Below are 13,694 nucleotides of genomic sequence, written 5' to 3'. Positions count from 1 at the left end.
AAGTGAGTTAGTTTTACTTTATAGGAGTTGTATACATGCCTGAATTTTATAAGAAACAGTGGTTTTTATATCCTGTTTACGTATTGGCATTTTTTGTATTCGTGCTAATTTCACTCCTCTGTTACTTTCATTTAATTATGGGGATATCAGCCTTCTTTATCTTTTGTATTGTACTTTTTTTCGTTATACGATTCGAACTTACTTTTCAAAGGAATTTTGAAAAACATACGACAGATATGATTACAAGGGTAAAGAAAGTGAGTAATGAAGCATTTAACCAAATGCCAATTGGTATTTTGTTATACAATAAGGATTATGGAATTGATTGGGCGAATCCTTATTTATCATCATGTTTGGGGCAGCATGCATTAGCTGGTTGGCACCTTTACGATGTATCAGAAACATTACTCCTTTTTATTAAGGGGGAAACTTCTGACGATATAGTTTCTTTAAATAATCGTAAGTTTCGTGTTTTTGTAAGGAAAGAAGAAAAACTAATTTATTTCTTTGATGTAACGGAACAAACAGAAATTGAAAAGATGTATGAAGATCAACGCACTGTTTTAGCTGTTATTTATTTAGATAACTATGATGAAGTTACACAAGGATTAGATGACCAATTACGTACGAATATAACAAGTCTTGTGACGTCACGTCTAAATGAATGGGCTGTTAAGTATGGTGCATATTTGAAACGTGCATCTTCAGAAAGATTCTTCGTTGTACTAAATGAAAGTATTTTAGCGCAAATGGAGAAAGGGAAATTTAGTATTTTGGATCAAGTGCGTGAAGAAACATCAAAAAGGAATATACCACTTACATTAAGTGTTGGTGTTGGCTCAGGTGATTTACCTTTATCAGAGCTTGGAGCGATGGCTCAATCTGGTTTAGACCTTGCATTAGGACGAGGAGGAGACCAAGTAGCTATTAAACAAGCAACGGGTAAAGTTAAGTTTTACGGTGGTAAGACGAATCCGGTTGAAAAGCGTACTCGTGTACGTGCTAGGGTTATTTCGCATGCATTAAAGGATTTAGTATTAGAAAGCAGTAATGTCATTATAATGGGGCATAGAGCTCCTGATATGGATGCGATTGGTGCAGCGATTGGTATTTTAAAGGTAGCTCAATTAAATGAGCGCAAAGGATATATTGTATTAGATGAAAATGATTCTGATAAAGGAATCAAACGTTTGATGGATAAAGTGAAACAAAATGAAGAGTTATGGTCACATTTTATTACACCAGGGCAAGCGATGGAATTTGCAAATGATGATTCATTACTTGTTGTTGTTGACACGCATAAACCTTCAATGGTGATGGAGGAAAAACTGTTACACAAGATTGAAAATGTAGTAGTTATTGACCATCATCGCCGCGGGGAAGATTTCATTGAAGATCCATTACTTGTTTATATGGAGCCATACGCTTCTTCAACGGCAGAGCTTGTTACAGAATTACTTGAGTATCAACCGAAAAATTTAAAGATGACAATGTTAGAAGCAACGGCATTGTTAGCTGGTATTATTGTTGATACAAAAAGTTTTACATTCCGTACAGGCGCTCGTACATTTGATGCCGCTTCTTATTTACGCTCGCATGGCGCAGACACTGTACTTGTACAAGAACTTTTAAAAGAAGATATGGGTCAGTATTTACGAGTTGCAAAAGCCATTAAAAATGCGTACATTTATAAAAATGGAATTGCGATTGCTAAAGTTGATGGTGATGAATATTATGACCAAGTACTTATTGCACAATCAGCAGACACATTATTGACAATGACAGGTATCATTGCATCGTTTGTTATTGCAAAACGTGGAGAAAATTTCATTGGAATTAGTGGTAGATCTTTAGGTGAATTGAATGTACAGCTAATTATGGAGAATTTAGGAGGTGGCGGGCACTTAACAAATGCAGCCACACAAATGAAAAATGTTACAGTAGATGAAGCGGAGGAGAAGCTTCGATTTGTTATTGATGACTATTTACAGGGAGGCACACAATCATGAAAGTAATTTTTCTAAAAGACGTAAAAGGTAAAGGTAAAAAAGGAGAAATAAAAAACGTACCAGACGGTTATGCAAATAATTTCTTACTAAAACAGGGGTTAGCTGCCGAAGCGACAAACAGCAGTATGAAAACTTTAGATGCTCAAAAGCGCAAAGAGGAAAAAGATGCAGCAGCAGAAGTTGAGAATGCAAAAGAGCTGAAAGAAACATTAGAGAAATTAACTGTAGAAGTAAAGGCGAAATCTGGAGAAGGTGGCCGCTTATTTGGTTCTATCACGAGTAAACAAATTGTAGATGTAATGCAAAAGTCACACAAGATTAAACTTGATAAACGTAAATTTGAAATGGATGATGCAATCCGTGCATTAGGTTATACAAACGTCAATGTGAAATTGCATCCGCAAGTAACAGCAACAGTAAAAGTTCATGTTAGTGAACAATAAAAATAAATTAAGCAAGGAGGATTGCGCATGAGTGATGTAATGGCTGATCGTACCCCTCCGCATAATATAGAAGCTGAGCAGGCAGTCTTAGGTGCCATATTAATTGATCAGGATGCGTTAACGTCAGCATCGGAACTATTGGTACCTGACTCATTTTATCGAACGAAACATCAAAAGATTTTTGAAGTCATGCTTGGGTTGTCTGATAAGGGAGAACCAATCGACTTAGTAATAATGACATCAGCGATGGCTGATCAAGGATTACTAGAAGAAGTTGGTGGGGTTTCTTATCTAGCAGAGTTAGCAGAAGTTGTTCCAACAGCTGCTAACGTAGAATATTATGCACGCATCATCGCTGAAAAGGCACTTTTACGTCGTTTAATTCGAACGGCGACTCATATTGTATCGGATGGATACGAGCGAGAAGATGATGTGGATGGCCTTTTAAATGAGGCTGAGAAAAAAATATTAGAAGTATCTCACCAAACAAATGCAAAAGCATTCCAAAACATTAAAGATGTTCTTGTAGATGCTTATGATAAAATTGAACTTTTGCATAATCAAAAGGGTGAAGTTACCGGGATACCAACTGGATTTACTGAATTAGATAAGATGACCGCAGGTTTTCAGCGAAATGATTTAATCATCGTGGCGGCGCGTCCATCGGTAGGGAAAACTGCATTTTCACTAAATATCGCACAAAACGTAGCGACGAAAACTGATGAAAATGTAGCGATTTTTAGTTTAGAGATGGGCTCTGATCAGCTTGTTATGCGTATGCTTTGTGCAGAAGGAAATATTGATGCACAAAGACTTCGTACCGGTTCATTAACTTCTGATGATTGGGCGAAATTAACAATGGCGATGGGTAGCCTTTCTAATGCTGGTATATATATTGATGATACACCAGGGATTAAAGTAAATGAGATTCGAGCAAAATGTCGTAGATTAAAGCAAGAGCAAGGTCTTGGGATGGTTTTGATTGACTATTTACAGCTTATTCAAGGAAGTGGGAAATCAGGAGAAAACCGTCAGCAGGAAGTATCTGAGATTTCTCGTACATTAAAAGGGATTGCACGTGAATTGCAAGTACCTGTTATTGCCTTGTCGCAGTTATCTCGTGGTGTAGAATCTCGTCAAGATAAACGTCCGATGATGTCTGACATTCGTGAATCAGGAAGTATCGAGCAGGATGCTGACATTGTAGCCTTCCTATATCGTGAAGATTACTATGATCGTGAAACAGAAAATAAAAATACAATTGAAATTATCATTGCAAAGCAACGTAATGGTCCGGTAGGTTCAGTAGAGCTTGCGTTTGTTAAGGAATTTAATAAATTCGTCAACTTAGAACGCCGCTTTGAGGATGGACATGCACCGCACGCATAAAGGCAGTATAAAAAAGAAACACATTTCTTATAATAAGATGTGTTTCTTTTTTTTTATATGAAAGATAGGGCTTTCATAAGGTGAATATGTAATTCTTACGAACGAAAACGTTTTTCGATAAAAAAATGTTCGTTTTTTGGTTGACTTCTCTTTCTGTTTTGGTACAATTATATTGTTTGAATAGATCGTTTGAAAATTGCGGAGGTGCTTTAATAATGTCTTCAGTAGTAGTTGTAGGAACACAATGGGGCGACGAAGGAAAAGGTAAAATCACTGATTTTCTTTCTGAGCATGCGGAAGTAGTTGCAAGATATCAAGGTGGAAATAACGCGGGACATACAATTGTTTTCGGCGGAGTTAAATATAAATTACACTTAATTCCATCTGGTATTTTCTATAAAGAGAAAATTTGTGTAATCGGAAATGGCTTAGTAGTAGATCCGAAAGCATTACTTGAAGAGTTGAAATACTTACACGATCGTGGTGTAAGTACTGATAATTTACGTGTAAGTAACCGTGCGCACGTTATTTTACCTTATCACTTAAAACAAGATGAATTAGAAGAAGCGAGTAAAGGTGATAACAAGATTGGTACAACGAAAAAAGGTATCGGTCCTGCATATATGGATAAAGCTGCTCGTATTGGTATCCGTATGGCTGATCTTTTAGACCGTGAAGCATTTAAAGAGAAGCTTGAGCGTAATTTAGTGGAGAAAAATCGTTTGTTTGAAAAAATGTACGATACAGAAGGTTTCAGCGTAGAAGAAATCTTTGAAGAGTACTTCGAATACGGACAACAAATCGCACATTACGTATGCGATACATCTGTCGTATTAAATGATGCACTAGATAACAATAATCGTGTATTATTTGAAGGTGCACAAGGTGTTATGCTTGATATCGACCACGGTACGTACCCGTTCGTTACATCTTCTAACCCAATTGCTGGTGGTGTAACAGTTGGAACTGGAGTTGGTCCTGCGAAAGTTACTCGCGTTGTAGGTGTATGTAAAGCATATACAAGCCGTGTTGGTGATGGTCCATTCCCTACTGAACTTAATGATGAAATCGGTCACCAAATTCGTGAAGTTGGTCGTGAATACGGAACAACAACGGGTCGTCCACGCCGTGTAGGTTGGTTCGATAGCGTTGTTGTAAGACATGCACGTCGTGTTAGTGGTTTAACAGATTTATCATTAAACTCTATCGATGTATTAACAGGTATTCCAACTGTTAAAATTTGTGTTGCTTACAAATGCAATGGCGAAGTTATCGATGAAGTTCCAGCTAACTTAAACATTTTAGCGAAATGTGAGCCTGTATATGAAGAGCTTCCAGGTTGGACAGAAGATGTTACTGCTGTGAAATCATTGGATGAGCTTCCTGAAAATGCAAGAAAATACGTAGAGCGTGTTTCTGAATTAACAGGAATCCAATTATCTATGTTCTCGGTTGGACCAGATCGTAATCAAACAAATATCGTTCGTAACGTATACGAAGCTTAATTGATATAAAAAATTGATTTTTTTAAGAAAAAACTCATATTTTTATGAGTTTTTTCTTATTTTTTATAAAAAAATAAAAAAAGGTATTGCAAAAATGAAAGACATCATGTTATGATATGTCTTGTCGTCACGAAAATATGACGTTGGTGAGTATGAGCCATTAGCTCAGTTGGTAGAGCATCTGACTTTTAATCAGAGGGTCGAAGGTTCGAATCCTTCATGGCTCACCATTTTATTTTTCGTGGCCCGTTGGTCAAGTGGTTAAGACACCGCCCTTTCACGGCGGTAACACGGGTTCGAATCCCGTACGGGTCATGTTTTTTTTATGTTCATTTTTGGTCCCGTGGTGTAGTGGTTAACATGCCTGCCTGTCACGCAGGAGATCGCCGGTTCGACCCCGGTCGGGACCGCCACTTTTGTTTATACCACCATTAGTGGTTTTATATATAGTTTTGGCTCGGTAGCTCAGTCGGTAGAGCAGAGGACTGAAAATCCTCGTGTCGGCGGTTCGATTCCGTCCCGAGCCACTCTCAGGATATTAAGTGGGCCCACTTAATATCCTTTTTATTTTGTCCAGTTTTACAAATGTGGGTAGTTATTTTACAATAGAATGAGGAGCCTCTAGCAGTTGAAGCTAGAGGTTTTTCTATAGATCGTATAGGATTCCGTGTAAAAGTGGATGATACATGAGTCTATGAGAATAGAGGAGAAATACTTAGACTAAGATTGTTGTCATATAGGAACATACTATAGAAACACCAATATGTTTGAGGATTATTGATCATATTTTTATAAGGAGGAAATAGACGATGATGGGAAAGAAAATTTTAGTAGTTGATGATGAAAAGCCAATTGCGGATATTTTGAAGTTCAACCTAGAAAAAGAAGGTTTTGAAATTGTAATGGCGCATGATGGTGATGAGGCGATTGAAAAAGCAAATGAAGAACAGCCAGATATGGTTTTATTAGATATTATGTTACCGGGAAAAGACGGTTTAGAGGTATGTCGTGAAATACGTAAAAGCTCAGAAATGCCAATTATTATGCTTACAGCAAAAGACTCTGAAATTGATAAAGTATTAGGGCTTGAGCTTGGAGCAGATGATTATGTAACGAAGCCATTTAGTACGAGGGAGTTACTTGCTCGTGTGAAAGCGAATTTACGTCGCCATCAGCAGGGTGGTGCTGCAGAGAAAGAAGAAAATACCGAAATGGTTATTGGACCAATCGTTATCAATTCGAACGCTTATAGTGTAACAAAGCGTGAAGAAAGCATTGAGCTTACACATCGTGAATTTGAATTACTACATTATTTAGCGAAGCATTTAGGTCAAGTTATGACTCGTGAACATTTATTACAAACAGTTTGGGGTTATGATTATTTTGGAGATGTACGTACAGTAGACGTAACAGTACGTCGTTTACGCGAAAAAATTGAAGATAATCCAAGTCATCCTACTTTAATTGTAACTAGACGTGGGGTAGGGTATTACTTGCGTGACCCAGAACAGGAATAGTATATGAAGAAAGTTGGTTTTTTTCAATCTATTCATTTAAAATTTGTGCTCATATATATGCTGTTAATATTAATAGCAATGCAAGTAATTGGTGTATATTTCGTCAGGGAATTAGAAAAAAGCCTTGTAAAAGGCTTTCAAGATTCCTTAACGCAGCAAACAAATCTACTTTCTTATAACCTGAAGCAAGAGTTTGTAAAAGAACGTCCTAAAACAGAATCAGTAGATAAAGCTATTAATGATTCGATTCAAAAATTTGCATCAGATCGTAAGAAAGATATTCAAGAAGTAAGTGTAATTGATTCTACTAAAAAATTAATGGCAATTTCAGACGGGTCTAAGCAAAATAAGGTAGGAAGAACGTCAGCAGATACAGCTGTACAACGGGTAATGGTACAAAAGAAACCAGAGTCAAAGATTGAGAAAGATGGAAATACAGGTCATCGAGTTCAAGTTATGATTACCCCTATTCTAAAAGATCCAGGCGGAGAGGTACTTGGTGTCATTCATATCGTTGCATCTATGGAAGATGTGTATAAACAAATGAAGGACATCAACCAAATTTTCGCAACGGGTACAGTAATTGCTTTATTAGTAACAGCTGTACTTGGAATTTTATTGGCTCAAACAATTACGAGACCAATTTCAGATATGCGAAGACAAGCAATTGAAATGGCGAAAGGAAATTATTCGCGAAAAGTAAAGGTGCATAGTCACGATGAGATTGGACAATTAGCATTATCTTTTAACAATTTATCTAAAAAATTACAACAAGCTCGTTCCTCCACAGAAAGTGAAAGACGAAAATTATCATCTGTTTTATCACATATGACAGATGGAGTAATTGCTACTGATCGAAAAGGGGATATCATTTTATTAAATGATCCTGCGGAAAAGATGTTAAATGTTTCGCGTGAAACGGCGCTAGATCAATCAGTTTTAGAAGTGCTAGGAATACAAGAAGAATTTACACTGGATCATTTATATGAAGAGCCGGATTCAGTTTTATTAGATTTTAGTACGAGAAATGAACCATATATTTTACGTGCTAGTTTCTCTGTTATTCAAAAAGAAACAGGGAAGGCAAATGGTTTAATTGCTGTATTATATGATGTAACAGAGCAGGAGCGGATAGAACAAGAGCGCCGTGAGTTTGTTGCGAACGTATCTCATGAGTTAAGAACGCCGTTAACAACGATGCGCAGTTACTTAGAAGCACTTACTGATGGAGCATGGCAAGATCCCAATATTGCACCGCAATTTTTAACAGTTACACAAGAAGAAACGGAAAGAATGATCAGGCTTGTAAATGCATTGTTACAACTATCTAAACTAGATAGCACAGAACATCGCTTAATGAAGGAATGGGTTGACTTTACTGATTTCTTTAATAACGTTATCGATCGTTTTGAAATGTCTAAAGAGCAAAATGTAAGCTTCAAACGATCTTTCTCTAAAAAATCTCGATTTATTGATATGGATACAGACAAAATTACACAAGTTTTATATAACATTATTTCCAATGCACTAAAATATTCGCCAGAAGGTGGTACAGTAACATATCGCCTACGTGACCGCGGGGAGTTATTAGAGATTAGTGTGAGTGATCAAGGAATGGGAATTCCGAAAGAAAATGTAGATAAAATATTTGAACGTTTTTATCGTGTAGATAAAGCGCGTTCGAGACAAATGGGTGGTACAGGTCTTGGGTTAGCCATTGCGAAAGAAATGATTGAGGCACATGGCGGCTCGGTTTGGGCGAAAAGTGAGGAAGGAAAAGGGACAACTATTTATTTCACATTGCCAATGGCGACAGATGAAGAGGACGATTGGGAATGAGTATGGAAAACTTTAAAACGATAGTTCTAATTAATTTGGTTGTCATTAGTCTATTTCTTACTTTTAACTTGTGGACATATGTTCCTGATTCTACTTCTATGCAAAATACAAAGTTCGTTCAAGGTAACGAAGAGATAAATACGATAAAGATTTCGGAGGTTGTTCGCCCATCCTCTGTCGTTATTCATAAAGAGAAAAATCATTATGTAAGCGAAAAGAAGGAAAATATGGATTCGATTTATAAAATTCTTGAAAACGGAGAATTACATAATTTCGAGGAAATAACGGGGACAGTCCCTAAAGGTGATTTTCTGTCTTATGTACACGGAGAAGAAAAAATTGAATTTGTTTTTCCTACAAATATCCCGTTAGATACGATTAAAAATATGTTTAATATTAAAGATAAAAACATAGAAAGTAACAGAAGTTTTAATCGTATTATAATTGATCCTTCTAGAAGTAAGGATCAAGAAATTAAAGTTAGCTTTGTTTCCTATGATACTCCTCATAAAATATATCAAGCAACATTAAGTGGTGCTTATATAAAGGATATTATAAATGCTCAAAATCAACTTATAACAGTAGCAAGACCATATTTTGAGTATCAAATAAATGATACAAAAAAACTTTTTTTACCAGAGGGAATTACGGAATTAAGTAAGGCAGAGTATATTACAGCTAAACTAGAAGTGGATCCATTTAAAAATGCTTTATTTAGTGATCCACGTTATTTAAGTCCTATTTCTGAGAAAACAAAGGAAACATTTACAGATGGCATCCGTTCTATGGAAATTGATAAGTCGGATGCAATGTTGAAATATAAAAATTCCGCTGTACATGGTGATAAATCTACGGATAATGCGGTAATTTTACAAAAAAGTTTTGACTTTGTAAGTGGGCATAGTGGATCCTTGAAGTCCTATCGTTTTGATTATATTAATGGGAGGAAAACTTCATTCCGTTTATATGAGGATGGTTTGCCTGTATTTAATGCAAATGGAATAGCGGAATTAAAACAAGTATGGGGTTCAGGTGAAATTATGCAGTATGAAAGACCCTTTTTTGAGTTCAGTATTACTTTGCCTAGTAAACAACAAACAACTTCTCTCGCATCAGGTCGTACAGTGATGACATCACTAGAGAATAATCCAGAAATTGATAAAAAATCAATTCAGGATGTTGGTATTGGTTATAAAATGTCATTGGAACCGTCCATCAGTGATGCGAGAATCGCTGTCTTACAGCCGATATGGTATGTAAAATGTGAAGAAGATGGTAAGCAACAAATATATGAGTGGAGTGAGGGGGGACTAAATGGATTGGGATCGAATTAAGACCATATTTATTGTGACCTTTTTTGTTTTAGACCTCTTTCTTATCTTTCAGTTCATTCAAAAGCAAGATAGTAATCAATTAGAACTTGTGACGGAAACGAAAATCGATCAACAATTAAAAGCTGAAAAAATTACTATGGGAAATTTTCCTAAAGAACCGAAAAAAGAGTCATTTATAATGGCGAAAAATAAGAGTTTCAAAGAAGAAGATGTGCAATCTTTAAAAAATCAGACAGCGCATGTGCAAGACGAATATCAAATAGAGGGTAAATTAAAAGAGCCTTTTTTAAATACAAAATCATTGTCAAAAGATAAGTATAATGAGTTTTTGAAAAATTATGTGCTGGATGGACAAAAATATGAGTTTGGAGCAATAAAGGACTCAAAAATTTACTTCTTTCAAAAGTATAAAGATAAACCAATCTTCTACAATAATCGTGCGATGATTGTTGTAGATTTAAATGAAAAAAATGAGCTTATTTCGTATACACAAACAATGTTAACGGATTTGAAGGAAATGGGCGAAAGCGAAAAGACGAAAGAACAAGAAATTATTACTGCTCAAATAGCTTTAGAAAATATATATTTGAAAAATAAAATTGCAGAAAATACGCACGTGAAAGAGGCGCAGATTGGATATGCGACTCTTGCGGAGTCTTCTTCTAATATACAAGTGCTTGCTCCAACATGGAACTTAAAGACAGAACAAAAAAAGGATTTTTTTGTGAATGCAATTGAAGGACAAGTTATGGAATTAGGGGAAACTCAAGTGCCGGAAGAACATAATGGAGTGAGAAAGAATGAGCATGCATTTTAGTGTACTTGCAAGTGGAAGTACAGGGAATATGCTATATGTAGGAACAGATGAAAAAAAACTGCTTGTCGATGCAGGTTTAAGTGGTAAAGCGACAGAGGCTTTATTTAAACAAGCTGAACTGAATATAAATGACATATCAGGTATTCTTGTAACACATGAGCATAGTGATCACATTAAAGGATTAGGTGTATTGGCGCGTAAATATGATTTACCTGTTTATGCGAACGAGAAAACATGGAATGCAATGGAACATTTAATAGGTAATATCCCAACTGATCAAAAATTCATTTTCTCAGTAGGAGACGTGAAAACATTTGGGGATATTGAAGTTGAATCATTTGGTGTTTCTCATGATGCGGCGGAACCGATGTTTTACGCTTTTCATAACAATAATAGAAAGTTAGCTCTTATTACAGATACGGGCTACGTAAGTGACCGTATGAAAGGTGTTATTAAGGGAGCAAATGCTTTCGTGTTTGAAAGCAATCATGATGTGGAAATGCTTCGTATGGGACGCTATCCATGGAGCATTAAGCGACGTATTTTAAGCGACGTTGGCCACGTTTGTAATGAGGACGCTGCATTAGCGATGGCTGATGTTATTACAGATGAGACAAAACACATTTATTTAGCGCATTTAAGCTTAGATAATAACATGAAAGAATTAGCGCGTATGTCTGTATCACAAGTATTAGAAGAAAAAGGTTTTGGGGTTGGAAAATCCTTTGAAATACATGATACGGATCAAAAAATGCCTACGAAAATTCAATACGTATAATTCTTCATTTTAGTAAACAATAAAGGTGAATATAGTTGTTTTCAGGAAGATAGGTGAACAAATATGTCCTTTATTGATGAAGAAAAATATCGTATTAAACGTGCAGGCAAAAAGAAACATAAAGGTATTGTCATTTCTAGCATAGCGGGGACAATTGTAGGGGCTTCATTATTTGCATTTGGAGCTCCTTTATTTTCAAATCATGCAGGTAAGCTTCCGCAAGCTGAAGCAAGTGAAAAAAATATGGCTGAAGCTCAAAGTGGAAATGTTCCTGTTAAACAGATTAGCTTTGTAGACGCTGTGGATCGTGCTTCAGAGGCTGTTGTTGGTGTTATTAATATTCAACGAGACAATTTTTCGGAGGCTGATTCGGAAGCTGGTACAGGCTCTGGTGTGATTTATAAGAGAACAGATGGACATGCGTATATTGTAACGAATAACCACGTTGTTGCTGGGGCGAATCGTATTGAAGTGAGCTTAAGTGACGGTAAGAAAATTCCAGGTAAAGTATTAGGAACCGATGTAGTCACTGACTTAGCTGTACTAGAAATAGATGCGAAGCATGTGAAGAAAGTGATTGAAATTGGCGACTCTAATACCGTTCGTAGAGGAGAACCAGTTATTGCGATTGGAAATCCACTGGGGTTACAATTTTCCGGAACTGTCACACAAGGTATTATTTCGGCTAATGAGCGTATTGTTCCTGTAGATTTAGATCAAGATGGACATTACGATTGGCAAGTAGAAGTATTGCAAACAGATGCGGCAATTAATCCAGGTAATAGTGGTGGAGCGCTTGTAAATGTAGCGGGACAATTAATAGGTATTAACTCAATGAAAATTGCAGCAAAAGAAGTAGAAGGAATTGGATTAGCTATTCCAGTTACGAGAGCTGTTCCTATTATGAATGAACTAGAAAAGTACGGTAAAGTAAGAAGACCTTACGTTGGGATTGAACTAAGATCATTAAATGAGATTCCGAGTTACTATTGGTCAAAAACATTACACTTACCAGGTAACGTAACAGAAGGAGTCTGCATTTTAGATGTGAAAAGTCCTTCGCCAGGTACGGATGCGGGTCTTAGAGAACATGATGTTATTGTGGCGGTAGATGGAAAAGCGGTGCACGATATTATTGGGTTCCGCACGGCCTTATATAATAAAAAAATTAATGATAAAATGACTCTTACGTTTTATCGTGGTACAAAACGAGCGACAACAACGGTGAAATTAGGCATTCAAAAGTATTAAAAACAGGAGGGCCTACCTCCTGTTTTCTATTGTAGAAAAGTGAGGTGAGGAATATGAATTTACCTTGTTGTTTAGAACATGTTGAATTAGCATTAGATATCATTGTGGATGAGTGTGAAGTCGCACCGGTTATTAACAATGTGGATAACTCTAAAGGAGAGAAAAAAACATGTGAATTTTGTCAAAATGAGGCGACATATGTTGTATCGAACACAGATTCTCACACAATATGTGGGTAACATTTGTGGATATGTGGATAAGTCCTGTGGATAACGTGTTTGTAAGGTGGGGAATAAATGTGAATATCTCGATTATTTCAATCGGAAAATTAAAAGAAAAATACTTAAAACAAGGTATAGCAGAATACTTAAAACGATTATCTTCTTACGCAAAAGTAGAAGTAATTGAATTGCCAGATGAAAAGGCACCAGAAAATTTAAGTGCAGTAGAAATGTTAATTGTAAAAGAAAAAGAAGGTATTCGTATACTGGATAAAATTTCTGATGATACGCATGTCATTGCGTTAGCTATAGAAGGAAAACAAAAATCATCAGAAGAATTTGCGGTAAGTATAGATCGCCTTGCTACATATGGAAAGAGCAAGATCACATTTGTAATTGGTGGATCACTGGGGCTTAGTTCTGAAGTAATGAAGCGTTCAAACGAATCTCTTTCTTTTTCGAAGATGACATTACCACATCAATTAATGCGATTAGTATTGCTTGAGCAGGTGTATAGAGCGTTTCGGATTAATCGTGGTGAACCGTATCATAAGTAAATGAGGTTTTTCCACTAAAGAAAGAGTTGAATAT

12 protein-coding genes and 4 tRNA genes are annotated in these 13,694 nt (G+C 36.2%); all 16 read left to right on the top strand.

The window, feature by feature from the left end; all coding sequences use genetic code 11:
- The first annotated feature begins 35 nt into the window (after positions 1 to 35).
- Positions 36 to 2,009, top strand: coding sequence for a DHH family phosphoesterase (locus tag AC0IXC_RS19805; RefSeq protein WP_002016460.1), 1,974 nt, complete (start codon positions 36 to 38; stop codon positions 2,007 to 2,009).
- A complete protein-coding gene (gene rplI, locus AC0IXC_RS19800; protein WP_002130186.1) occupies positions 2,006 to 2,452 on the top strand; it encodes a 50S ribosomal protein L9 in 447 nt (148 codons plus the stop codon). Before AC0IXC_RS19805 ends, rplI begins: the two co-directional genes overlap by 4 nt.
- Positions 2,453 to 2,479: 27 nt before the next feature.
- Positions 2,480 to 3,841, top strand: a complete 1,362-nt coding sequence (gene dnaB / locus AC0IXC_RS19795) for a replicative DNA helicase (protein WP_002016457.1) — start codon at positions 2,480 to 2,482, stop codon at positions 3,839 to 3,841.
- A gap of 215 nt (positions 3,842 to 4,056) precedes the next feature.
- Entirely contained in the window at positions 4,057 to 5,346 is a 1,290-nt protein-coding gene (locus tag AC0IXC_RS19790) for an adenylosuccinate synthase (RefSeq protein ID WP_002034994.1), read from the top strand.
- A 154-nt stretch (positions 5,347 to 5,500) separates the two neighbouring features.
- Positions 5,501 to 5,576 (top strand) — tRNA-Lys (locus AC0IXC_RS19785).
- 13 nt (positions 5,577 to 5,589) lie between these two features.
- Positions 5,590 to 5,661, top strand: a tRNA-Glu gene (locus AC0IXC_RS19780).
- A 22-nt stretch (positions 5,662 to 5,683) separates the two neighbouring features.
- A tRNA-Asp gene (locus tag AC0IXC_RS19775) sits at positions 5,684 to 5,759 on the top strand.
- Between the two features lie 41 nt (positions 5,760 to 5,800).
- Positions 5,801 to 5,873, top strand: a tRNA-Phe gene (locus tag AC0IXC_RS19770).
- Between the two features lie 282 nt (positions 5,874 to 6,155).
- Positions 6,156 to 6,863, top strand: coding sequence for a cell wall metabolism DNA-binding response regulator WalR (gene walR, locus AC0IXC_RS19765; RefSeq protein WP_000971867.1), 708 nt, complete (start codon positions 6,156 to 6,158; stop codon positions 6,861 to 6,863).
- Positions 6,864 to 6,866: 3 nt separating this feature from the next.
- Positions 6,867 to 8,702 (top strand): cell wall metabolism sensor histidine kinase WalK, encoded by a 1,836-nt coding sequence (walK, locus tag AC0IXC_RS19760; RefSeq protein ID WP_002143958.1) that lies wholly within the window; start codon positions 6,867 to 6,869, stop codon positions 8,700 to 8,702.
- Positions 8,699 to 10,036, top strand: coding sequence for a YycH family regulatory protein (locus tag AC0IXC_RS19755; RefSeq protein ID WP_159147364.1), 1,338 nt, complete (start codon positions 8,699 to 8,701; stop codon positions 10,034 to 10,036). The genes walK and AC0IXC_RS19755 overlap by 4 nt, the downstream gene beginning before the upstream one ends.
- Positions 10,017 to 10,853, top strand: coding sequence for a two-component system regulatory protein YycI (locus AC0IXC_RS19750; RefSeq protein WP_098635886.1), 837 nt, complete (start codon positions 10,017 to 10,019; stop codon positions 10,851 to 10,853). The genes AC0IXC_RS19755 and AC0IXC_RS19750 overlap by 20 nt, the downstream gene beginning before the upstream one ends.
- Positions 10,837 to 11,631: an MBL fold metallo-hydrolase gene (locus AC0IXC_RS19745; RefSeq protein WP_002130181.1), complete on the top strand. Its 795-nt coding sequence runs from the start codon at positions 10,837 to 10,839 to the stop codon at positions 11,629 to 11,631. Before AC0IXC_RS19750 ends, AC0IXC_RS19745 begins: the two co-directional genes overlap by 17 nt.
- Positions 11,632 to 11,694: 63 nt before the next feature.
- A complete protein-coding gene (locus AC0IXC_RS19740) occupies positions 11,695 to 12,882 on the top strand; it encodes a S1C family serine protease (RefSeq protein ID WP_002035000.1) in 1,188 nt (395 codons plus the stop codon).
- Positions 12,883 to 12,935: 53 nt separating this feature from the next.
- Positions 12,936 to 13,121, top strand: a complete 186-nt coding sequence (locus tag AC0IXC_RS19735) for a CxxH/CxxC protein (RefSeq protein ID WP_044438334.1) — start codon at positions 12,936 to 12,938, stop codon at positions 13,119 to 13,121.
- A 59-nt stretch (positions 13,122 to 13,180) separates the two neighbouring features.
- On the top strand, positions 13,181 to 13,660 hold the full coding sequence (gene rlmH / locus AC0IXC_RS19730; protein WP_471653183.1) for a 23S rRNA (pseudouridine(1915)-N(3))-methyltransferase RlmH: 480 nt from the start codon (positions 13,181 to 13,183) through the stop codon (positions 13,658 to 13,660).
- Positions 13,661 to 13,694: the final 34 nt, after the last annotated feature.

Source organism: Bacillus sp. AC266, assembly GCF_979253805.1.
Note: the sequence above shows the minus strand (reverse complement) of the source record. Positions and strands in the feature narration are given on the sequence as shown.

Excerpts from the sequence above, each read along its gene's own strand:
- AC0IXC_RS19805 (WP_002016460.1), top strand. The coding sequence starts at position 36 with ATGCCTGAATTTTATAAGAAACAGTGGTTTTTATATCCTGTTTACGTA.
- rplI (WP_002130186.1), top strand. The coding sequence starts at position 2,006 with ATGAAAGTAATTTTTCTAAAAGACGTAAAAGGTAAAGGTAAAAAAGGA.
- dnaB (WP_002016457.1), top strand. The coding sequence starts at position 2,480 with ATGAGTGATGTAATGGCTGATCGTACCCCTCCGCATAATATAGAAGCT.
- AC0IXC_RS19790 (WP_002034994.1), top strand. The coding sequence starts at position 4,057 with ATGTCTTCAGTAGTAGTTGTAGGAACACAATGGGGCGACGAAGGAAAA.
- walR (WP_000971867.1), top strand. The coding sequence starts at position 6,156 with ATGATGGGAAAGAAAATTTTAGTAGTTGATGATGAAAAGCCAATTGCG.
- walK (WP_002143958.1), top strand. The coding sequence starts at position 6,867 with ATGAAGAAAGTTGGTTTTTTTCAATCTATTCATTTAAAATTTGTGCTC.
- AC0IXC_RS19755 (WP_159147364.1), top strand. The coding sequence starts at position 8,699 with ATGAGTATGGAAAACTTTAAAACGATAGTTCTAATTAATTTGGTTGTC.
- AC0IXC_RS19750 (WP_098635886.1), top strand. The coding sequence starts at position 10,017 with ATGGATTGGGATCGAATTAAGACCATATTTATTGTGACCTTTTTTGTT.
- AC0IXC_RS19745 (WP_002130181.1), top strand. The coding sequence starts at position 10,837 with ATGAGCATGCATTTTAGTGTACTTGCAAGTGGAAGTACAGGGAATATG.
- AC0IXC_RS19740 (WP_002035000.1), top strand. The coding sequence starts at position 11,695 with ATGTCCTTTATTGATGAAGAAAAATATCGTATTAAACGTGCAGGCAAA.
- AC0IXC_RS19735 (WP_044438334.1), top strand. The coding sequence starts at position 12,936 with ATGAATTTACCTTGTTGTTTAGAACATGTTGAATTAGCATTAGATATC.